This window comes from Comamonas sp. SCN 65-56, assembly GCF_001724135.1.
Lineage (GTDB): Bacteria > Pseudomonadota > Gammaproteobacteria > Burkholderiales > Burkholderiaceae_C > Comamonas_C.
On the sequence record NZ_MEDS01000040.1, the window covers coordinates 1 to 21,219 of the forward strand.

Consider the following 21,219-nt stretch of genomic DNA (forward strand, 5'->3'; position numbering starts at 1 on the left):
GAACGGCGACATCCACCTCGGGCACGCAGTCAACAAGATCCTGAAGGACATCATCGTCAAGAGCCGCAACATGGCGGGCTTCGACGCGCGCTACGTGCCGGGCTGGGACTGCCACGGGATGCCGATCGAGATCCAGATCGAGAAGCAGTACGGCAAGAACCTGTCCGCCGGCGAGGTGCAGGCGAAATCGCGCGCCTATGCGACCGCGCAGATCGAGCGCCAGAAGAAGGACTTCATCCGGCTCGGGGTGCTCGGCGAGTGGGACAACCCGTACCTGACGATGGCGCCGCGCAACGAGGCCGACGAGTTGCGCGCGCTGGGCCGGATCCTGCGCAAGGGCTACGTCTACCGCGGCCTGAAGCCGGTGAACTGGTGCTTCGACTGCGGCTCGGCGCTGGCGGAGGCCGAGGTCGAGTACGCCGACCGCGTCGACCCATCGATCGACGTCGGCTTTCCGTTCGCGGCCGAGGAGCTGCCGAAGCTCGCGCAGGCGTTCGGCCTGCCCGCGCTGCCGCTCGAGCGCGGCTACGCGGTGATCTGGACCACGACGCCGTGGACGATTCCGGCGAACCAGGCGCTTAACCTGCACCCCGACTTCGACTACTCGCTGGTGAAGGTGCAGTGGAACGGCGCGCCGGCGCTGCTCGTCGTGGCCACCGACCTGGTCGAGGCCTGCCTGAAGCGCTGGAAGCTCGAAGGCGAAGAGGTGGCCCGCTGCAAGGGCAAGGCGCTCGAGCTGGTGCGCTTTCGCCATCCGTTCGCGGACCGCTTCGCGCCGGTCTACCTCGGCGACTACGTGACGCTCGACTCGGGAACCGGGCTGGTTCACTCGGCGCCGGCCTACGGCATCGAGGACTTCGCGTCGTGCAAGCACCACGGGATGGCCGATGCGGACATCCTGCAGCCGGTGCTGGGCGACGGCACCTATGCGAGCTGGCTGCCCGACTTTGCCGGCCTGTCGATCTGGGACGCCAACCCGAAGATCGTCGAACACCTGCGCGCGCACGGCTGCCTGTTCAGCGTCGAGCATTACCCGCACAGCTACATGCACTGCTGGCGCCACAAGACGCCGATCATCTATCGCGCGTCGAGCCAGTGGTTCGCGGGAATGGACGTCGCGCCGCACGACGGCGGCCCGACGTTGCGCGAAGCCGCGCTCGCCGGCATCGAAGCCACCCGCTTCTACCCGGCCTGGGGCAAGGCGCGCCTGCACGGGATGATCGCCAACCGGCCCGACTGGACGCTGTCGCGCCAGCGCCAGTGGGGCGTGCCGATGGCGTTCTTCGTGCACAAGGAGACCGGGGCGCTGCATCCGCGCACCGACGAGCTGCTCGAACAGGTCGCGCAGCGCATCGAGCGCGACGGCATCGAGGCCTGGCAGCGGCTCGATCCGCGCGAACTGCTCGGCGACGAGGCCGACCAGTACGTGAAGAACCGCGACACGCTCGACGTCTGGTTCGACTCGGGCACGACCCACGAGACGGTGCTGCGCGGCTCGCACGCGGCGCAGTCGACCTTTCCGGCCGACATGTACCTCGAGGGCAGCGACCAGCACCGCGGCTGGTTCCATTCGTCGCTGCTCACCTCGTCGATGTTGAACGGCGTGCCGCCGTACAAGGCGCTGCTCACGCACGGTTTCACCGTCGACGAGCGCGGCTACAAGATGAGCAAGTCGGCCGGCAACGGCATCGACCCGCAGGAGATCTGGAACCAGTACGGCGCCGAGATCCTGCGGCTGTGGATCGCGAGCACCGACTACTCGGGCGAGATGGCGCTGTCGAAGCAGATCCTCGCACGCGTCGTCGAGGCCTATCGCCGCATCCGCAACACGCTGCGCTTCCTGCTCGCCAACGTGTCCGACTTCGACCCCGCCCGCGACGCGGTGCCCGCCGACCAGATGGTCGAGATCGACCGCTACGCGATCGCGATGACCGCCGCCTGGCAGCGCGACATCGAGCGCGACTACGAGCGCTTCGAGTTCCACCCGGCGGTCGCGAAGCTGCAGACCTTCTGCTCGGAGGACCTCGGCGCGTTCTGGCTCGACATCCTGAAGGACCGCCTGTACACCACGGCACCGAACTCGCATGCGCGGCGCTCGGCGCAGACCGCGCTCTACCACGTCGCCCAGTCGATCGTTCGGCTCATGGCGCCGATTCTGTCGTTCACCGCCGAGGAGGCCTGGCCGCTGCTCGCGCCGCAGGCGTGGAAGGCCGGCGGCGAGACGATCTTCACGCAGAGCTGGCACGCGTTCGACGGCATGGGCGAACTCGCGTCGGAAGATGCGCAGTCCACCGCGCTGCTGCGGCTGAAGTGGGAGGCGATTCGTGCCGTGCGCGCCGAAGTGCTGAGGAAGCTCGAGGAAGCTCGCAGCGCCGGCGCGATCGGCTCGTCGCTGCAGGCCGAGGTCGAGGTTCGCGCGTCGGGCGAGACCTTCGACGCGCTCGCCTCGCTCGGCGACGACCTGCGCTTCGTGTTCATCACCTCGCAGGCGCGCGTCGTGCGCGGCGCCGACGACGAGCTCGTCTCGGTCTCGGTCGTCGCCAGCGAGCACGCCAAGTGCGAGCGCTGCTGGCACTATCGCGCCGACGTCGGCGCCGACCCGGCGCACCCGACGATCTGCGGGCGCTGCAACGAGAACCTGCACGGCGCGGGCGAACCGCGCCGTGCCGCCTGAGGGCACCCGCGATGGCGAAAGGCGGTTCGGGCGCGATGAAGCGCTGGCTGTGGCTGGCGGCGGCGATCGTCTTCGTCGACCAGCTCACGAAGTTCGCGATCCTGCGCAGCTTCTCGTTCGGCGAGCGGCTGGCGGTCGTGCCCGGGCTGTTCGACCTGACGCTGGTCTACAACCGCGGCGCCGCGTTCAGCTTCCTGGCGGGCGCGTCGGGCTGGCAGCGCTGGTTCTTCACCGGCCTGGGCGTGGCCGCGGCGATCTTCATCGTCTGGCTGCTGGCGCGACACGGCACGCAGCGGCTGTTCGCGTTCGCGCTGGCGCTGATCCTCGGCGGCGCGATCGGCAACGTGATCGACCGCGTCGCGCGCGGCCAGGTGGTCGACTTCCTGCTCGTCTACTGGCAGCGCTGGCACTGGCCGGCGTTCAACGTCGCGGACAGCGCGATCACGGTGGGCGCGGTGCTGCTGATCGTCGACGAGTTCCGCAGGGTGCGCCGCGGCCGCTGAACCATCCTGGCGCGGCCGCCGCAGCGGCGCGGCTCACAGCCCGTGCCGCGCGTGCCACTGTGCGAGCGACTCGTCCGGATAGGCGTCGTGGCACAGGTCGCCGGCGCGCACTTCCGGCTCGACCCACGGCGCTTTCGAGCCCAGCATGATGTGCACGCGCTGCGGTGGCACCGGCAACGGGGTGTCGATCGCCGAGGCATGCGGATGCACCAGCTCGGGCCAGGTCGGGTCGTAAAGCCACAGCGCGCTGCCGCAGCGGCGGCAGAAGTTGCGTTCGCCGCTGCTGGTGCTGCCGTCGTCGAGCCGCGCGCGATACACCGACAGGTGCTCGCTGCCCTGCACCGTGAGCGTGCGCCGATCGGCGCCCAGGTTGATCGCATAGCCGCCGCCGCCCGCGGTCTTGCGGCAGATCGAGCAATAGCAGCGCATGAACGGATACGGCGACGACGCCTGCACCGTGAACCGCACCGCCTTGCAGTGGCAGGATCCCTCGAGCTTCATCGGATGCCTCCGTTCGAGTGAAATCGTGTCGCCCGGTGCCATGGCCGCGGGCGCCATCGCAGCGGCACAGTGTGCTATACAGCACGGATGGACCTGCAAGGCAAACGGATCGTGCTCGGCATCACCGGCGGCGTGGCCGCCTACAAGGCGGCCGAGCTGGCGCGCGAACTGCAGCGCGCGGGGGCGCGCGTCCAGGCGGTGATGACCGAGGCGGCCACGCGCTTCGTCGGGCCCGCCACCTTCCAGGCACTCACCGGCGAGCCCGTGTTCACCGACCAGTGGGACACCCGCATCGCCAACAGCATGGCGCACATCGAGCTGTCGCGCGCCGCCGATGCGATCCTCGTCGCGCCGGCGACTGCCGACTTCCTCGCGAAGGTCGCGCACGGGCTGGCCGACGACCTGCTCAGCACGCTCTGCCTGGCGCGCGAGTGCCCGCTGCTCGTGGCGCCGGCGATGAACCGCCAGATGTGGCTGAACCCCGCCACGCAGCGCAACGTCGCGCAGCTGGCCGCCGACGGCGTGGCGATCCTCGGCCCCGACAGCGGCGACCAGGCCTGCGGAGAGACCGGCATGGGCCGGATGCTCGAGCCGCCGGACCTCGTCGCCGAGCTGGCCGATTTCCTCGCGCCGAAGCCCCTCGCCGGGCGACGGGTGTTGCTCACCGCGGGTCCGACCTACGAGCCGATCGACCCGGTGCGCGGGATCACCAACCTGTCCTCCGGGAAAATGGGTTTCGCGATCGCCCGCGCCTGCCGCGCCGCCGGTGCGCAGGTCACGCTGGTCGCCGGGCCGACGGCGCTCGCCACCCCACGCGGGGTCGAGCGCATCGACGTGCGCACGGCGCAGCAGATGCACGACGCGGTGATGGTCGCGCTCGACGCGGCCCCACGCACCGACGTGTTCGTCGCGGTGGCCGCGGTCGCCGACTGGCGGGTGGCCCACCCCAGCGAGCGCAAGCTGAAGAAGAGCGGCGCCCACGACGTGCCGAAACTCGAGTTCGTGCAGAACCCCGACATCCTCGCCGGCGTGGCGCGGCGACCCGACGCGCCGTGGTGCGTCGGCTTCGCGGCCGAGAGCGAAGACCTCGAGGCCAATGGCCAGGCCAAGCGGGCCGCCAAGGGCGTGCCGCTGCTGGTCGCGAACATCGGCCATGCGACCTTCGGCCGCGACGACAACGAGTTGCTGCTGATCGACGAGCACGGCAGCCGACGGCTGCCGCGCGCCGACAAGGCGCAGCTGGCGCGGGCGCTGGTGGCCGAGATCGCGCTGCGGCTGCCGCCGCGCCGCTGAGCACCGCCCGCGCATGAACACCATCGATCGCGACGGCCCCCCCGACGGCGACTACGCCAGCTACGTCGAGCGCCTGACGGGCGCCGCCGGGCGCACGCCGGGGCGCGTCGAGTCGCGCGGTGCGCTGGCGAAACGCGACGCGCGCACGGCCGCCTCCCGCTCGACCGGCGAGCCAGCAGCGCAGGCGGGCGGAACGCTTGCCGAAGCGGCGGCCGAGGCGCTGCGCCGGGCGGCCGACGGCGCCCGGGGCCAGGGCGGCGCCGCGAACCGCGGGGCCGGCGCGAAGGGTGCGTCGGGCGCGGCCAGCGCCGATGCGCTGCATGCCGCAGGCCGTACGCTCGGCTTGCGACTGAGCCGCTGGCTGATGATCGGCGGTTTCGCACTGATCGCGCTGGCGATCCTCGATCTCGTCCCGGCGATGACCCCGCTGCCGGGGTTCGCGCTGCTTCTGCTTTCGATCGTGCTGCGCAACCTCTCGAACCGATGATGCGACTCGACGTGCGGATCCTCGATCCGCGGCTGCAAGGGCAACTGCCCGCCTACGCCACCGCCGGCAGCGCCGGCCTGGACCTGCGCGCCTGCATCGATGCGCCGGTGACGCTCGCGCCCGGCGACGCGCTGCTGCTGCCGACCGGCATGGCGATCCACATCGGCGACCCCGGCCACGCCGCGATGATCCTGCCGCGCTCCGGGCTCGGAACGAAGCACGGGATCGTCCTGGGCAACCTCGTCGGCCTGATCGACTCCGACTACCAGGGGCCGCTGATGGTGTCGTGCTGGAACCGCGGCCGCGAGCCGTTCACGATCCAGCCGATGGAGCGGATCGCGCAGATGATCGTCGTGCCGGTGGTGCAGGTGCAATGGAACCCGGTTCAGGCGTTCGTCGCCAGCGACCGCGGCAGCGGCGGATTCGGGAGCACCGGCAAGGCGTGAGCAAGCGGCTGCTGGTCGTCTGGTGGACGATGACCGGAGGCACGCGCCAGCTGGTCGACGCGTTCCGCGACGGCGCCGGCGCGCAGGAGGGCGTGGAGCTCGTCGTGCGCCGCGCCGACGAGGCGCAACCGTCGGACCTGCTGGCCGCCGACGCGGTGCTGTTCGCCACCCCCGAGAACCTGGCGTCGATGGCCGGCATGATGAAGGACTTCTTCGACCGCAGCTATTACGCGGCGCTCGGGCGCGTCGAAGGCCGGCCGTACGCGACGCTGGTCTGCGCGGGTTCCGACGGCCAGGGCGCGGCGCGCCAGATCGCCCGCATCGCCACCGGCTGGCGGATGAAGCCAGTCGCCGAGCCGCTCGTCGTGATCACGCACGCGCAGACGCCCGAGGCGATCCTCGCGCCGAAGTCGATCGACGCCGCCTCGCTCGATCGCGCGCGCGAGCTCGGTGCGGCAATGGCCGCCGGCGTCTCGATGGGAATCTGGTAGTGGTAGCGCGGCGCGCGCGAACTCGCGCCGCGCCCGCTCAGCGCGCGGCGGCGACCAGCGCCTCGAGCTTGAGCACGTCGGCCGCGAACAGCCGGATGCCCTCGGCCAGCTTCTCGGTGGCCATCGCGTCCTCGTTGTGCGCCCAGCGGAAGTGCTTCTCGTCGAAGCGCACCCGCTCGATCGCCTCCTCGCGCGCGCGCGCCGGGTCGAGCCGGCGCGCGACGGGTTCCGCGGAACCGCGCAGCTGCTCGAGCAGTTCGGGGCTGATCGTGAGCAGGTCGCAGCCGGCCAGCGCCAGCACCTGGCCGGTGTTGCGAAAGCTCGCGCCCATTACCTCGGTGGGATAGCCGAACTTCTTGAAGTAGCCGTAGATGCGCCGCACCGACTGCACGCCCGGATCGTCGTCGGGCGCGTAATCGACGCCGTCGCGTTTGCGGTACCAGTCGAAGATGCGCCCGACGAACGGCGAGACCAGCGTGACGCCGGCGTCGGCGCAGGCCACCGCCTGCGCGAACGAGAACAGCAGCGTCAGGTTGCAGTGGATGCCTTCGTTCTCGAGCGACTCGGCCGCCCGGATGCCTTCCCAGGTCGACGCCACCTTGATCAGCACGCGCTCGCGGCCGACGCCCGCCTCCTCGTAGAGCCCGACGAGGCGCCGCGCCTTGGCGATCGTCGCGTCGACATCGAACGACAACCGGGCATCGACCTCGGTGGAGACACGCCCCGGCACGATCGACAGGATCTCGCGGCCGAAGCGCACCAGCAGCCGGTCGCACAGGTCGGCGACCGACTCGCCCGGATGTGCAGCGACCGTCTGCGCGAGCAGCGCGCCGTATTCGGGCTTCTGCACGGCCTTGAGGATCAGCGTGGGGTTCGTCGTCGCGTCGCGCGGCGCGTACGCGCGCATCGTGTTGAAGTCGCCGGTATCGGCGACCACGGTCGTGAACTGCCTGAGTTGCTCGAGTGCGTTCATGCGGGATTCTCCGTCGCGCGGCGCGAGCCCAGCGTGGCGCGCGCGGCGAGCGCGGCCAACCCGGCCAGCAGCACGAACAGCGCAGCGCTCCAGAGCGCGAAGGGTACCCCGAGCAGCGGTGCGTTCGCGTCGCGGCACGACGCGGTGGCCTCGAACAGCCACGGCAGCGTCTCGTCGAGCCGCAGCTTCATCAGCACGCGATCGGCGAAGGTGAACGCGCACGACAGGCTCTGCGCGGCGACGAACTGCTGGTGCAGCGCCGCCCACAGCCCGCCGAGGGCCGCGAGCGCAGCCAGCACCGACGCCGCGACCAGCGCTGCGCGCGAACGGCGTGCGAGCCAACCGAGCACCGCGAAAGCGGCGAACAGCAGGAACAGCAGCCGCTGGAACGTGCACCAGGCGCAGGGCTCGATGCCGAAGCGGTGTTGCAGCACGAGCGCGACGGCCACGGCGCCGATCGCGAGCACGGCACTCAGCAGGAGGATCGTATCGCTGCGGCGAAGCATCCGCGCACTATACGACATCGCGGCGGCCGCCCCGGCGCCAGGCGGCGCCGTGCAGGTGCCCGCGGGCGCCTCCTGCGGCCGCGCGGGGAGACGGCGGCGCGAGCGGGGTTCAGGTCAGCATGTCGTTCCAGATGTTGCGCGCCCACGCGTTCGCGTACTGGCCCTCGAGCTCGTTCGCCGCGGGCGAGAGGCCGCCCGCACCCGCCACCGGCTCGATCGTCTTCTTCTCGGGCACGTAGCGGTGCACCGACGCGACGTGTACGACGTTCTTGTCGTCGATGAAGCTGTAGCAGGTGTTGGCCATCATCGGCGGCTGCGGCGCGCGGCCGTTCAGCGTCTCGACGATCGCCGCGGCCACCGCCTTGCCGTGCTGGTTCGCCATGTGGCCCGACTTCGGCATCGCCGGCGCCGACAAGGTCGAATCGCCGAGCACGTGCACGCCCGGCGCGGCCGTCGACTCGAGCGTGAGCCAGTCGACCATGCACCAGCGGTTGTTGGCGTTGACGAGACCGGCCTTCTGCGCGATCGCGCCGGCGCGCTGCGACGGCACCACGTTGAGGACGTCGGCCTTGACCTTGTCGCCGAGCTCGGTCACCGCGACGCGGTTGCGCGCGTCGACCTCGGTGACGTTCATGTTCGACTGGTAGCTGACGATCCCCTTGTACGGACCGTTCCAGGCCGCCAGGAACAGCCCCTTCTTCGACTGGATGTCGGGGTTCGCGTCGAGCACGATGATCTTCGAGCGCGGCTTGGCCGTCTTGAAGTAGTGTGCGACCTGGCAGACGCGCTCGTAGGGCCCCGGCGGGCAGCGATACGGCGACTTCGGGATCGACAGCACGTAGACGCCGCCGTCGGGCATCGCCTCGAGCTGCGCGCGCAGCGCCACCGTCTGCGGCCCGGCCTTCCATGCGTGCAGGATGGTCTTCTGCGCCTCGGCGTCGAGACCCTGCACCGAGTCGAAGTCGAGCTCGATTCCAGGCGACACGACGATCCGGTCGAAGCTCTGGTTGGCGAGCTTGCGGAAGGTCGCGCTTCGCTTGGCCGGATCGATCGCCTCGACCTCGTCGTTGACGACGATCACGCCGGCGCGGCGCAGCCCGTCGTAGGGCACCGTCAGGTCGGCGATCTTGCGCGATCCGCCCAGCACCAGGTTCGACAGCGGGCACGAGACGAACGCGGTCTGGCGCTCGACCAGCATCACTTCGAGGCCGGGGCCGCCCCACTTCTTCAGGTACTTCGCAGCGGTCGCGCCGCCATAACCGCCGCCGACGACCAGCACGCGGCCGAGCTTGCGCTCGGCGCTCGTCGTCGGACCGGTGGCGCAGCCGGCCAGCGACAACGCCGCGCCGCCGCCGACCATCGACAGCGCCGTGCCCGAGCCGATCGCCTGCGCGAAGCGCCGGCGGGAGATGTTCGTGTCCTTCATGTCGTCCTCCGTCGGCCGGTTCATTTCTTCTGCTGCGAAAAGTAGTCGGCGAGCGCCGCGATCTGCTCGTCGGTGTAGCCCTTGGCGATCTGGTGCATGATCGTCGCCTTGCGCGTGCCTTCGCGGAACGCCTTCATCTGTTCCTTGAAATATGTCGGCGACAGCCCGGCGATGCCGGGCATGCCGCCGCCGCCGGCCGACCGCCCGTCGGTGCCGTGGCAGTTGGCGCAATTGGCGGCGATGTACTGCGCCTGCTGGGCGTGCGCCGGCCCGGCGGCGAGCACGGCAACGGCTGCACAGGCCGCGGCCGCGAGCGTGAACGTTCTCATCGATGTCTCCTCTTCTGGTGGGAACGCGACCGCAGAGTCTGTCAACGACGAACGACAGCCGCCATGATCTGCGGCAAGGTTATGCGCTTATTCGGAACCGGGGGCACGAAGACGACGGGGGCCGAGAACGACGAGGGGCCCGCGCGGGGCCCCTCGTGAAAGGGAACGAACGATCGATCGACGCGGCCGCGACGGGTTGCCGCCGCGGCCGCGCGTCAGGCGGGCAGCACCTCGACGAACTCCTCGCCCTCGCCGCCCGCGGTGGGCGGCGCGCCTTCGGCGAAGGACAGCGTCACCTGCTCGGCGTCGTCGACGTCGACGGTCACCTTGCCGCCGTTCACGAGCTTGCCGAACAGCAGCTCGTCGGCCAGCGCCTTGCGGATCGTGTCCTGGATGAGGCGCTGCATCGGACGAGCGCCCATCAGCGGATCGAAGCCCTTCTTGGCGAGCATCTTGCGAAGCCGCTCGGTGAACACCGCCTCGACCTTCTTCTCGTGCAACTGCTCCTCGAGCTGCATCAGGAACTTGTCGACCACGCGCAGGATGATCTCCTCGTCGAGTGCGGCGAAGCTGATGATCGCGTCGAGCCGGTTGCGGAACTCGGGCGTGAACAGCCGCTTGATCTCGACCATCTCGTCGCCCTGCTTGCGGGTGTCCGAGAAACCGATGCCGCGCTTCTGCAGGTCGGACGCCCCGGCGTTGGTCGTCATAATGACGATGACGTTGCGGAAGTCGGCCTTGCGCCCGTTGTTGTCGGTGAGCGTGCCGTGGTCCATCACCTGCAGCAGGATGTTGAAGATGTCCGGGTGCGCCTTCTCGATCTCGTCGAGCAGCAGCACCGCGTGCGGCTTCTTGCTGACCGCCTCGGTGAGGAGCCCACCCTGGTCGAAGCCGACGTAGCCCGGAGGCGCACCGATCAGCCGCGACACCGCGTGGCGCTCCATGTACTCGGACATGTCGAAGCGGATCAGCTCGATGCCGAGGATGAACGCCAGTTGCCGGGCGACCTCGGTCTTGCCGACGCCGGTGGGGCCCGAGAACAGGAACGCGCCGATCGGCTTGTCGGGCTTGCCGAGCCCCGAACGCGCCATCTTGATCGCGGCCGCCAGCGCCTCGATGGCGGGATCCTGGCCGAACACCGTGGCCTTCAGGTCGCGGTCGAGCGTCTGCAGCCGCCCGCGATCGTCGGACGACACCGACGCCGGAGGGATGCGCGCGATCTTGGCGACGATGTCCTCGATCTCGCCCTTGCTGATGATCTTCTTCTGCCGGCTCTTGGGCAGGATGCGTTGCGCGGCGCCGGCCTCGTCGATCACGTCGATCGCCTTGTCGGGCAGGTGGCGATCGTTGATGTACTTCGCCGACAGCTCGGCCGCCGCCGACAGCGCCGACGACGAGTACTTGATGCCGTGGTGCTCCTCGAAGCGCGACTTCAGCCCGCGCAGGATCTGCACCGTCTGCTCGACCGTGGGCTCGACCACGTCGATCTTCTGGAAGCGCCGCGACAGCGCGTGGTCTTTCTCGAAAATGCCGCGGTACTCGTTGTAGGTGGTCGCGCCGATGCACTTCAGCGTGCCCGAAGACAGCGCCGGCTTGAGAAGGTTCGACGCGTCGAGCGTGCCGCCCGAGGCCGACCCGGCACCGATCAGCGTGTGGATCTCGTCGATGAACAGGATTGCGTGCTGCGCCTGCTTGAGCTGCTTGAGCACGGTCTTCAGGCGCTGCTCGAAATCGCCGCGGTACTTGGTACCGGCCAGCAGCGCGCCCATGTCGAGCGAGTAGACGGTGGCGTCGGCGAGCACCTCGGGCACGTCGCCCTGCGTGATGCGCCAGGCCAGCCCCTCGGCGATGGCCGTCTTGCCGACGCCGGCCTCGCCGACCAGCAGCGGGTTGTTCTTGCGCCGCCGGCACAGCACCTGGATCACGCGCTCGACCTCGTGCTCGCGCCCGATCAGCGGGTCGATCCGGCCTTCCTTGGCGGCGGCGTTGAGGTTCTGCGTGTACTGCTCGAGCGCGCCCTGCTGGCTGGCGGCGCCCTCCTGCTCGGCCTCGGGTTGCTCTTCCTTCTGCGGCTCCTTCGGCTGCGGCGTCTTGGTGATGCCGTGCGAGATGTAGTTGACGACGTCGAGCCGCGTGATGCCCTGCTGATGCAGGTAGTACACGGCGTGCGAGTCCTTTTCGCCGAAGATCGCCACCAGCACGTTGGCGCCGGTGACCTCCTTCTTGCCGTTCGACGTGCTCTGCACGTGCATGATCGCGCGCTGGATCACGCGCTGGAACCCGAGCGTGGGCTGCGTGTCGATTTCCTCGCTGCCCGGCACGACCGGAGTGTTTTCCTTGATGAAGGTGGTCAGGCTCTTGCGCAGGTCTTCGATGTTGGCGGCGCACGCGCGCAACACTTCGGCGGCCGACGGGTTGTCGAGCAGCGCCAGCAGCAGGTGCTCCACGGTGATGAACTCGTGGCGCTGCTGCCGGGCCTCGACGAAGGCCATGTGCAGACTGACTTCCAATTCCTGCGCGATCATGCTTCCTCCATCACGCACTGCAGCGGATGCTGATGCTGGCGTGAGTAACTGCTAACCTGCTCGACTTTCGTGGATGCCACGTCGCGCGGATACACCCCGCACACGCCACGACCCTCCCGGTGCACCTTCAGCATGACCTGCGTTGCCTTTTCGCGGCCCATGCCGAAGAACTTCTGCAGCACGCTGACGACGAATTCCATCGGGGTGAAATCGTCGTTCAGCAACATCACCTGGTACATCGGCGGCGGCTTCAGCCGCGATTCCTTTCGCTCCAGAACCGTGGAGGGATCTTGCCGTGTCGCCATGAACCCCATTCTAGCGAGTCGTCCACCCCATGCAACAACGGATAGGAGGCCTTTTCCGACGACCGTGACCGCGTTCACGAAGCTGTCAGGGTTTTGCCGAACGACCCTTGACGAAGGAACATTTTTGCCAAAGAATCCGAGCGCTATCCGGGGTCTTTACCGCTGGAACCGTTCTTCGATGACAACGAGAAGTTGGGGGGCGGCGCCACGGCTTTCAAGACGCCGGAGCACCGAGATGGTCGTGTCAGTGAGACCCCGGCGCATCGCGCCCCGTTCTCTGCAGCCTCGAGTCTGGCCGACCTTGTCCATTGGCATTGAAGGATAGGCAGGCATGGCTACAGGCACCGTCAAGTGGTTCAACGATTCCAAGGGGTACGGCTTCATCACCCCCGACGATGGAGGAGAGGATCTGTTCGCGCACTTTTCCGCGATCCAGATGAACGGCTTCAAGACGCTGAAGGAAGGTCAGAAGGTCCAGTTCGACGTCGTCGCGGGCCCGAAAGGCAAGCAGGCGTCAAACATCCAGTCGGCCTGACGTCGCCGACACTGCTTGCCCGGGGCCCGTTCGCCGGACCTCGGGCGATGCGGGCGATCAGCCGGAGTGCCGGCGATCGCCTCCGCTCCCCTCTTTCGCTCGCTGCGCCTCCCCCCGCTCGCGTTACGCCCGCCCCGCCTCCGCGGGCCCCCGAACGTCGCTCGCTTCGGTGTTGACCATGTGGTCGGCCATCTCGGTGAAAGCGCGATCGACCCCTGCGCGCAGCGCGTCGTCCGTCACCAGCTCGGCCAGCGCCTGGCGCATGCACAGCAGCCATTCGTCGCGCTCGGCCGGGCCGATCGCGAACGGCAGGTGCCGCATCCTGAGCCTCGGGTGGCCGCGCTCGGCCACATACAGCGGCGGGCCGCCGAACCAGCCGCTGAGGAACTTGAACAGGCTGTCGGCACTGCCGGCCAGGCTTTCCGGGTGCAGCCGCCGCACGCGCCAGGCCTCGGGCAGCTCGTCCATCAGTTCGTAGAAGCGATCGACCAGCGCATGCACGCCGGCGGCGCCGCCGATACGCTCGTAGACGCTGGCCTGGGTCGTCGCCTGGGCAGGCCGGTTCGACGCGTCGGGCATCGGCGGCCTCAACGGTAACGACGCAGGTAGTTCCACTCGAAGGCCCGCTTGGCCCAGTGGAACGCGCGCGCCGACGGCAGCAGCACGTTGCGGCGCACGTCGCGGAAGACCAGCGTGCCGTGATCGATCGCGTCGACGATACACACCAGCTCGACCTTGAAGGTCTCGTTCGCCGGCCGCCCGCTCAGGTCGCCGAGCAGGTTCGCCGCCGCCGCAGCCGCCTGCAGGTCTGCCATGTGGGCCTGCTTGGGCATCCAGTCGGGGCCGGGAAAGCTGCCCGAGTCGCCGACCACGTAGACGCGTTCGCGGCCGGGCACGCGGCAGTGCGCATCGGCCTGCACCAGCCCCCCGGGCGAGCGCGGCAGGTCGGTGGCGTCGAACCACGCGTTGCCGGTCATGCCCGGCATGAAGAGGATCAGGTCGGCGGGGAACTCGCCGCCTTCGGTGACCACGCGGTCCGCATCGAAGCGCTTGAGCTTGTGGCCGAGGTGAGTGCGAATGCCGCGCCGGTTCATCTCGGCCAGCAGGTGCCTCACCGCCTTGGGGCCTAGCCGGTTTCCGGGCTCGGCGGCGGGACTGAAGAACACCAGTTCGAAACGCTCGCGCCGGCCCTCGCGGCGCAGCTGCGCGTCGATCCCGAACAGGAACTCGAACATCGGGCCGCCGCGCATCGCCGACGGCTCGTTCGGGTTGCCGGCGAAGCCGAGCGCGATCGTGCCGCCCTGCATCTCGCGCAGCCGGTCGCGGATGCGCTCGGCCGCGGCGATTCCCTCGCAGGGCGTGATCGCGTGCTCGATGCCGGGCAGCTTCTTGATGAAGCGCCCGCCGGTGGCGATGACCAGCGCGTCGTTGGCCAGGTCGCCGGCAGTGGTCTCGACGACGCGCCCGCCCTCGCGCAATCCGGTGACCTCGGCCGCGCGGAACTGCACGCGCATCCGGTCGAAGTAGCGGTCCAGCGAAACGACCAGCTGCTCGCGCGTGCGCAGGCCGCTGGGAATCCAGATGATGCCGGGCAGGTAGTGCAGCTCGGGGCGCGGCGCGACGAGCGTGATCTGCACGCGCGGATCGCGGCGGCGCAGCGCGTGCACGGTCGACAGGCCGGCGAATCCTGCGCCGAGTACGGTGATGCTGTGGGTCATGAGGAACGTTGCAGGAGGGGCGGCGCGCCGACGCCGGCGCGATACCGGTCCCGAATCAAGGGTCGTCGGTGCCGCGATGTTAACCCGGCGCGCGCTCCCGCCACGCGGGCGGGCGCGGCGGTCGCGCGCGGCGGTCGCGCGCGCGGTAAGCTCCCGACATCCGGCGTGCAGCCGGCGCCGCACGCGATCCCGGTCGGGACATGCCGCGCCGGCCGGCGCGAAGGGCCACGAAGGCGATGGAGCTTCGATGCGCGACCCGAGCCCGACGACGCAAGCCCGCGTGGCCCGCCACGGCGGACGCGAGGCGCTGGCGCTGGCGCTGCAGGCCAGCCGCGCGGACACGCTGGCGACGTTCGCGGCCTGCGAGAGCGCCCTTCCCGACCTGCGGGTGCCGCTGCGCGCCGAGCTCAATCCCCCGCTGTGGGAGCTGGGTCACGTCGGCTGGTTCCAGGCGTACTGGGTGCAGCGCAACCCGCAGCGCGACCGTGGCGTGCGCGCCGACCCGGACGCGCCGCGCGCCGCCGCGGAGCCCGCCGACGCGGATGCGCTGTACCACTCCGGCCGGGTGCCGCACGACAGCCGCTGGCGGCTGCCGCTGCCCGACGCCGACACGACTCGGGCGCAGTTGCAGCGCCAGCTCGACCGAACGCTCACCCTGCTGGCCGGCGCGCCCGAGCACGACGACGCGCTCTACTTCTTCCGCCTGGCGCTGTTGCACGAGGACATGCACCACGAGGCCGCTCTGTACATGGCGCAGGGGCTGGGCATCGCGATCGACGACCCGCGCTGGCAGCCGCGCGCGCTGCCGCCACCGCCCGACGCGTTGCGCTTCGACGCGGGAAGCTGGCGGCTGGGCAGCGACCCACGCGGCTTCGCCTTCGACAACGAGCGCCCGGCGCCCGAGCGCACCGTGCCGCCTTTCGAGATCGACGCACAGGCGGTGCGCTGGGCCGAATTCCTGCCCTTCGTCGAGGCCGGCGCTTACGCGCGGCCGCACTGGTGGACCGACGAGGGCCGGCAGTGGCTGCTGCAATCGGGCGCCCGCGCCCCGCGGTACCTGCGACCCGGCGGCGACGGCTGGCAGCGGTGGCGGCACGGCCGCTGGCAGGCGCTCGACCCGGCCGAGGCCGCCTGCCACCTGACCCTGCACGAAGCGCAAGCCTGGTGCCGCTGGGCCGGCCGCCGACTCCCCACCGAGGCCGAGTGGGAGCTCGCCGCCGTCGTGCAGCCGCAGCGCTTGCGCTGGGGCGACGTCTGGGAATGGACCGGCAGCCCCTTCGAGCCTTTCCCGGGCTTCGTCGCCCACCCGTACCGCGACTACTCGGCCCCGTGGTTCGACGGTCGGCCGGTGCTGCGCGGCGCATCGTTCATGACGCAGCCGCGGATGCGCCACCCGCGCTACCGCAACTTCTTCCCGGCAGGTCGAAACGACGTGCCGGCCGGGTTCCGCAGCTGCGCGGCCTAGACCCCGCGCGTCGGCGACCGCTGCGCGTCGCGCGCGCGGTGGCGACCCGGTCCCCGGATTCGAGCGTCTCGATGATCGGACAGTCTGGCCGGTCATCGCCATGGCAGCATCGGACCAGGTGCTCGAGCGTCGCCTTCATTTGCTGGAGTTCCTTCAGCTTCTCGTCCAGCTCCGCGATGTGCGCCTGGGCCAGCGACTTGACCTGCCGGCTGGAGCGCCTGCGGTTCTGCCAGAGGTCGAGAAGCTCCCGGATCCGGTCGAGGGAGAACCCGAGATCCCGGCAGTGGCGAATGAACCGCAGCACGCTCACGTCCTTGTCGGCGTACTGGCGGTAGCCGGCCTGCGTGCGGCCCACGCGGGGCAGCAGCCCGACACTTTCGTAGTGGCGGATCATCTTCGCCGATACGCCGGAGGCGCCGGCAGCGTCGCCGATGTTCATGGTCACGCTCCTCGAGTCCCGACGACAGCGTTCATCGCGCTGCAGCGCCGCGCCAGCGGCGCAGCGTCAGCGCATTGGCGACGACGCTCACGCTGCTGAAGGCCATGGCCGCTCCGGCGATGACCGGGCTGAGCAGGCCGAATGCCGCGAGCGGGATGCCCAGGACGTTATACGCGAAGGCCCAGAACAGGCCTTGCCGGATTTTCGACCAGGTCCGGCGCGAGACGTCGAACGAATCGGCCACCAGGCGCGGGTCGCCGCGCATCAGGGTGATGCCCGCGGCCTGCATCGCGACATCCGCGCCGGTCGACATGGACAGGCCGACATCCGCGGCCACGAGCGAAGGGGCGTCGTTCATGCCGTCGCCGACCATCGCCACCACGTGCCCCTGGTCACGCAACTGCTGCACGACGGCCGCCTTGTCGCCAGGCAACAGCTGCGCGCGGACTTCGTCGATGCCGAGCTCGCGCGCCACCGCCGCGGCGCTTCCCGCGTTGTCTCCCGTGAGCATGACGGTCCGGATGCCGAGCTCGCGCAGGCGCGCGACCGATTGGCGGGAAGCGGGCTTGACGCGGTCCCCGAAGGCGAGAAGCCCCAGGACGTGGGCGACATCGCCGTCGCGGCCCAGCAGCCAGGAGGTGGTCGTGCCCTCCCTCTCGAGGCGCTGGGCTTGCATCAGCAGCGCGCCGGGATCGGCGCCCGACTCGTTCATCAGGCGCGTGCTGCCCAGCGCGATGCGCCGGCCACGCACCGTGCCTTCCACGCCACGGCCGGGCAGCGTCCTGGCGTCGCTCGCGCCGGGCACGCCCACGCGCAGGTCGCGAACCTTTGCCATCACGGCGCGCGCCAGCGGGTGGTCACTGGTCTTCTGCAGCGCGGCCGAGAGCTTCAGCACCTCGTCGCGGTCGAACCCTTCGGCGGCCTCGATCGCGACGAGCGAAGGCCTGCCCTCGGTCAGCGTGCCGGTCTTGTCGAATGCGACGGCGGTCACCGAGTGCGCCACCTCCAGGGCCTCGGCGTCCTTGATGAGGATGCCCTGGCGCGCAGCCACGCCCGTCCCGGCCATGATCGCCGTGGGGGTGGCGAGGCCCAGCGCGCACGGGCAGGCGATGACGAGCACCGCCACGGCGCTGAGGAGCGCCTGCTCCCAGTTGCCACCGTAGAGGAACCAGCCGGCGAACGTCGCCAGCGCGATGCCGAGAACTACCGGGACGAAGACGGCGCTGACACGATCGACGATGCGTTGCACGGGCGCCTTCGCAGCCTGCGCCGACTCGACCATGCGGATGATGCGGGCGAGCGTGGTCTCGGCGCCGATGGCCGCGGTGCGCACGTGCAGCAACCCGTCCCCGTTCACGGAGCCCCCGGTCACCTTGTCTCCCACCGACCTGGGCACCGGAAGGCTCTCGCCCGTGATCAGCGACTCGTCGACGTGGCTTTGCCCGTCGACGATCTCGCCGTCGACCGGTACCCGCTCGCCCGGGCGAACGACGACGACATCGCCCACCGCGAGCTGCCCGACCGGCGTGGAGACTTCGTCGCCGTCGACGAGGACGCGGGCAACCGTCGGCCGCAGCGCGTTCAGCGCGCGGATCGCATCGGCGGTCTGGCGCCTGGCGCGTGCCTCGAGCCACTTGCCCAGCAGTACCAGCGTGACGACCGCGGCCGACGCCTCGAAATACAGGTGGGGCATGCCGTGGCCGGCGTGCCTCCACAGCTGGTAGAGCGAGAGGCCGTAGGCGGCGCTGGTGCCCAGGGCAACGAGCAGATCCATGTTGCCGGCCCCGGCCCTCGCCGCCTTCCAGCCGGCGCGGTAGAAGCGCGCACCGAGCCAGAACTGCACCGGCGTGGCGAGCGCGAGTTGCGCCCAGCCGCCGAGCATCCAGTCGATTCCGAACGGCTGCAGCAGCATCGGCAACACGAGCGGCAGCGTCAGCACTGCGCCGACGAGAACGGGCCACCATGGCGGAAGCCCCCGCGCGGCCCGCGCGGCAGGCGTCGCCTCGACCGCGCTGGCCGAATACCCTGCCTTCCCGATGGCGGCTGCCAGCGTCGCGAACGACACGTTCGCCAGCGCGTCGATCGTGGCCTTCCCGGTCGCGAGGTTCACCGACGCCGCCGACACGCCGGGGACCGCGAGCAAGGCCTTCTCCACCCGGGAGACGCACGAGGCGCAGGTCATCTCCTCGACCCGAAGCTCGAGTTGCCGCGTCGGGGCGTCGTAGCCGGCCTTGCGCACGGTGCCGACGAGGGCGTTCATGGCGGTGACCTCCGTGGAAGCATGGGTTGGAAACACCTGCAGCTTCCACCTTCCCATCGTTGGAAGGTCAAGACGGCCCGGCCGGAACCCCGGACACCGACATGGTCTTCGGGCGCGTTCGTCGACGTTCCGGCGACCGGAAACCCCGGGTATCGCGCGAGCGATCGGGTCCGAAGACGGCGGCGCGAAGGTCGAGAGGCGCCAGAAAGACGAAGCCCCCGACCTTCGATCGAAGATCAGGGGCTCGCGCGGTTCGACCGACGCGCCGCAGCGGCGTCACATGTGGTCGATCATCACATGTAAATGAAGCTGCACCCCGCGTGAACGCTCGATCTCGGCGCTTTGAGCGGCATCCCCTGCTCCAATTTCGGCTCCATCCATCTGAGACGCCGTGAAACAGCGGGGTCGCCAAGCGCGGCTGGTCCGCGTAGGCCCGAGGGGACTTTACCATGCTCCAGCTTCGGGCAGACCACATGTGAGCCGTCTCGCCGCGTCTCTTTACGCTCCGTAAGCCCCTGGTTCCATTCAAGGAATCAGGGGCTTCGTCTTTTCGGCACTTCGGCACGTCTCACGGCAGACCGCGAAATCCGCCATTCATCGGGTCAGACCCACCCGGACCACTTGCGATGAAGCGCCGTATCGTCCCGAGTGAGCCGGCCGAGCTGTGACGAATCTGACTCTGCTCGTATCGATGCTCGGCTCCGACAGGGCACGCCTGTCGTGCCAGGCACCCCAGGGCGCATGGCGAATCCTCCAGAAGCCTTTGCCGACGGCATGCCCGCATGTCCATGCTTCCCGAGTCCAGGGCATCCGCAGGGCAAGCCCTGATGCAGGGCTTGGCGACACAGTCCTTGCACGGATGCCCATGGTCCTCCGCGGGCGAGACCGGAAGATCCGTATCGGTGAGGATGGCCGCCCGATAGGCAAACCAGCTTCCCCACCTGGCGTCGATGCCGACCATGAATGGCGACGCATGGTGCCAACCTGCCAGGGTGCCGAGACGCTGCAGCCCGACGTGTCGCCCCTCGGGTAAGCCCTTCGGGTAGACGAAGCGGTATCGGGCCCCCGGCACGGCCTCGGCCAGCCAGCGCTCGACCGTGCGGACGCTGTAGGCATCGATGGGATGAGCCGAACGAACGCCCTCCGCCTGCACGCGCTCCCAGAGGCGTTGCCCGGCGTGACCGAACAGGATCAACTGGCGCTCGTGCGCCCCGACGGACAGCGGCGCGAGCAGCTCTGCGGGGAGCTGCCGGAGGGCGAAGACATGCTGCCGGTTCAGGCCGGCATCGTCCAGCATGGACCTCAAGGGAAGCTCGGGTATGGGCGAACTCATATTGGCGGCATCGGGAAGCGAAACGCAAACGAAACGCGGGCCATCTACCGTTGGGTGCACTGTCCGTTTGCACCAGGAGGATCGCCATGCGCAAGTATGTTCCACGCAGCCTTGCGCTGCTTCTGCTGGCCAGCGCAACAGCCCAGGCCGGCGTCATCAGCATTCCATGGACGCTGGATTTCAGCTTCGTGCCGAGCGACCAGACCGCGGTCGTGTCCGGCGCGCCGGGTGATGGCCAGGTCGCGCTGCAGAATTTCGAGACCAACCATGAGATCTCGCACCGGGTGAAAGACAAGGTCGAAGTGCCGATCGATGCCGTGGCTGTTTGATTAGCGTGCTGCCACTGCCGATGGCGCTTGGTTGCAGCCGAACGCTTTCGGCCAGGAGCCGTCAGCCAGTTGGTCAACTCGGATAACCGTTTCAGACTGAGGCCGTGTGGAAACAGCAATCGTCGTCGGTGATCGTAAGGAGTCGCGGCAGTTGTTGCGGCCAGTGCAGCAGCGGATCTGCGATCGCGCGGCCCGCGTGGCGGGTGCCCCACCTTAGGCTTTCATCTCTGCGATCAGAGTCGAGGCTCCGGGGATCTTGATCACTCGCCGCATGTTGTACGCCAACACTTGCAAGCTCATCTCGGTTCGCACGCGTGGGAGCGTTCGGGTCAGGAAGTGCGTGGATCCCATCCATGCCTTCAAGGTACCGAACACGTGCTCTACCGTGCGCTGTCGTAGCCGAGAAGCCTCCGGCACTCCATCAAGGCGCGCCTGGACCACTTCGAGCACATCTTCGTGCTCCCAGCGGCTGATGCGTCGGTATGGAGCGGGCGTGCACTGCTTCCTGAGGTGACACCCGGGGCACGCAGACGACCAGTACTTGTGCAGCCTCTTGCCGTCCTCGACCGTGGTGAACTGGGATGCCCCCATCTCTCCGGACACTCCGGTTAGCTACACAGCCGCCATTCTTTCCTCGAACTGCACCGGGCTGACGTAATCGAGCACCGAGTGGCGCCTGCG

General features: G+C 69.5%; 21 protein-coding genes and 1 pseudogene. 9 read left to right on the forward strand and 13 right to left on the reverse strand.

Annotated elements, in window-relative coordinates:
- On the forward strand, positions 1 to 2,674 hold a 2,674-nt coding region (gene ileS / locus ABS45_RS17125; protein ID WP_291558054.1), incomplete at its 5' end, for an isoleucine--tRNA ligase.
- An 11-nt stretch (positions 2,675 to 2,685) separates the two neighbouring features.
- Positions 2,686 to 3,177, forward strand: a complete 492-nt coding sequence (lspA, locus tag ABS45_RS17130; RefSeq protein ID WP_291558057.1) for a signal peptidase II — start codon at positions 2,686 to 2,688, stop codon at positions 3,175 to 3,177.
- 33 nt (positions 3,178 to 3,210) lie between these two features.
- On the opposite strand, the gene ABS45_RS17135 is transcribed toward lspA, so the two are convergent.
- Entirely contained in the window at positions 3,211 to 3,678 is a 468-nt protein-coding gene (locus ABS45_RS17135; RefSeq protein WP_291558060.1) for a GFA family protein, read from the reverse strand.
- Between the two features lie 87 nt (positions 3,679 to 3,765).
- Here ABS45_RS17135 and coaBC point away from each other — a divergent pair, with 87 nt between their 5' ends.
- The 4 genes from coaBC to ABS45_RS17155 are packed head-to-tail and all read left to right on the forward strand — an operon-like array spanning position 3,766 to position 6,395.
- Complete coding sequence (gene coaBC / locus ABS45_RS17140) at positions 3,766 to 4,971, forward strand: bifunctional phosphopantothenoylcysteine decarboxylase/phosphopantothenate--cysteine ligase CoaBC (RefSeq protein WP_291558063.1); 1,206 nt, start codon at positions 3,766 to 3,768, stop codon at positions 4,969 to 4,971.
- 13 nt (positions 4,972 to 4,984) lie between these two features.
- Positions 4,985 to 5,458 carry a hypothetical protein gene (locus tag ABS45_RS17145; RefSeq protein WP_291558066.1) on the forward strand — a complete coding sequence of 158 codons (474 nt, stop codon included), beginning with the start codon at positions 4,985 to 4,987 and terminating at the stop codon, positions 5,456 to 5,458.
- Positions 5,455 to 5,904 carry a dUTP diphosphatase gene (gene dut / locus ABS45_RS17150; RefSeq protein WP_291558068.1) on the forward strand — a complete coding sequence of 150 codons (450 nt, stop codon included), beginning with the start codon at positions 5,455 to 5,457 and terminating at the stop codon, positions 5,902 to 5,904. Before ABS45_RS17145 ends, dut begins: the two co-directional genes overlap by 4 nt.
- Positions 5,905 to 5,933: 29 nt before the next feature.
- A complete protein-coding gene (locus ABS45_RS17155) occupies positions 5,934 to 6,395 on the forward strand; it encodes an NAD(P)H-dependent oxidoreductase (protein ID WP_291558108.1) in 462 nt (153 codons plus the stop codon).
- Between the two features lie 37 nt (positions 6,396 to 6,432).
- Here ABS45_RS17155 and tal read toward each other — a convergent pair whose 3' ends face one another.
- The 6 genes from tal to clpS all read right to left on the reverse strand — a co-directional run bounded on the left by tal (position 6,433) and on the right by clpS (position 12,459).
- Positions 6,433 to 7,368, reverse strand: a complete 936-nt coding sequence (gene tal / locus ABS45_RS17160; protein WP_291558071.1) for a transaldolase — start codon at positions 7,366 to 7,368, stop codon at positions 6,433 to 6,435.
- The gene (locus ABS45_RS17165; protein ID WP_291558074.1) at positions 7,365 to 7,874 is read right to left on the reverse strand and encodes a disulfide bond formation protein B; all 510 of its coding nucleotides are present in this window, start codon (positions 7,872 to 7,874) and stop codon (positions 7,365 to 7,367) included. The genes tal and ABS45_RS17165 overlap by 4 nt, the downstream gene beginning before the upstream one ends.
- 109 nt (positions 7,875 to 7,983) lie before the next feature.
- Positions 7,984 to 9,300 carry an NAD(P)/FAD-dependent oxidoreductase gene (locus ABS45_RS17170; protein ID WP_291558076.1) on the reverse strand — a complete coding sequence of 439 codons (1,317 nt, stop codon included), beginning with the start codon at positions 9,298 to 9,300 and terminating at the stop codon, positions 7,984 to 7,986.
- 20 nt (positions 9,301 to 9,320) lie between these two features.
- Positions 9,321 to 9,629, reverse strand: a complete 309-nt coding sequence (locus tag ABS45_RS17175; protein WP_291558079.1) for a c-type cytochrome — start codon at positions 9,627 to 9,629, stop codon at positions 9,321 to 9,323.
- A 215-nt stretch (positions 9,630 to 9,844) separates the two neighbouring features.
- The gene (gene clpA / locus ABS45_RS17180) at positions 9,845 to 12,154 is read right to left on the reverse strand and encodes an ATP-dependent Clp protease ATP-binding subunit ClpA (protein WP_291558082.1); all 2,310 of its coding nucleotides are present in this window, start codon (positions 12,152 to 12,154) and stop codon (positions 9,845 to 9,847) included.
- Positions 12,151 to 12,459, reverse strand: coding sequence for an ATP-dependent Clp protease adapter ClpS (gene clpS, locus ABS45_RS17185; protein ID WP_291558085.1), 309 nt, complete (start codon positions 12,457 to 12,459; stop codon positions 12,151 to 12,153). Before clpS ends, clpA begins: the two co-directional genes overlap by 4 nt.
- A gap of 331 nt (positions 12,460 to 12,790) precedes the next feature.
- On the opposite strand from clpS, the gene ABS45_RS17190 reads away from it, so the two are divergent.
- Entirely contained in the window at positions 12,791 to 12,994 is a 204-nt protein-coding gene (locus ABS45_RS17190; RefSeq protein WP_291558090.1) for a cold-shock protein, read from the forward strand.
- Positions 12,995 to 13,117: 123 nt separating this feature from the next.
- On the opposite strand, the gene ABS45_RS17195 is transcribed toward ABS45_RS17190, so the two are convergent.
- Positions 13,118 to 13,573 (reverse strand): group II truncated hemoglobin, encoded by a 456-nt coding sequence (locus tag ABS45_RS17195; RefSeq protein WP_291558093.1) that lies wholly within the window; start codon positions 13,571 to 13,573, stop codon positions 13,118 to 13,120.
- Positions 13,574 to 13,581: 8 nt separating this feature from the next.
- A complete protein-coding gene (locus ABS45_RS17200; protein ID WP_291558096.1) occupies positions 13,582 to 14,712 on the reverse strand; it encodes an FAD-dependent oxidoreductase in 1,131 nt (376 codons plus the stop codon).
- 247 nt (positions 14,713 to 14,959) lie between these two features.
- On the opposite strand from ABS45_RS17200, the gene senA reads away from it, so the two are divergent.
- Complete coding sequence (gene senA / locus ABS45_RS17205) at positions 14,960 to 16,177, forward strand: selenoneine synthase SenA (RefSeq protein ID WP_291558098.1); 1,218 nt, start codon at positions 14,960 to 14,962, stop codon at positions 16,175 to 16,177.
- Here the strand turns inward: senA and cueR are convergent.
- The 3 genes from cueR to ABS45_RS17220 all read right to left on the reverse strand — a co-directional run bounded on the left by cueR (position 16,080) and on the right by ABS45_RS17220 (position 20,173).
- Positions 16,080 to 16,616 carry a Cu(I)-responsive transcriptional regulator gene (gene cueR / locus ABS45_RS17210; protein ID WP_366246645.1) on the reverse strand — a complete coding sequence of 179 codons (537 nt, stop codon included), beginning with the start codon at positions 16,614 to 16,616 and terminating at the stop codon, positions 16,080 to 16,082. The two genes, senA and cueR, sit on opposite strands and share 98 nt — an antisense overlap.
- A gap of 31 nt (positions 16,617 to 16,647) precedes the next feature.
- Positions 16,648 to 18,876: a heavy metal translocating P-type ATPase gene (locus ABS45_RS17215; RefSeq protein WP_291558101.1), complete on the reverse strand. Its 2,229-nt coding sequence runs from the start codon at positions 18,874 to 18,876 to the stop codon at positions 16,648 to 16,650.
- A gap of 568 nt (positions 18,877 to 19,444) precedes the next feature.
- Positions 19,445 to 20,173, reverse strand: coding sequence for a hypothetical protein (locus ABS45_RS17220; RefSeq protein ID WP_291558104.1), 729 nt, complete (start codon positions 20,171 to 20,173; stop codon positions 19,445 to 19,447).
- Positions 20,174 to 20,295: 122 nt separating this feature from the next.
- Between ABS45_RS17220 and ABS45_RS17225 the strand changes: the two genes are divergently transcribed.
- Positions 20,296 to 20,538 carry a hypothetical protein gene (locus ABS45_RS17225; protein ID WP_291558105.1) on the forward strand — a complete coding sequence of 81 codons (243 nt, stop codon included), beginning with the start codon at positions 20,296 to 20,298 and terminating at the stop codon, positions 20,536 to 20,538.
- A gap of 213 nt (positions 20,539 to 20,751) precedes the next feature.
- Here ABS45_RS17225 and ABS45_RS17230 read toward each other — a convergent pair.
- A pseudogene (locus tag ABS45_RS17230) lies at positions 20,752 to 21,117 on the reverse strand (transposase); the annotation flags it as partial.
- Positions 21,118 to 21,219 lie beyond the last annotated feature (102 nt).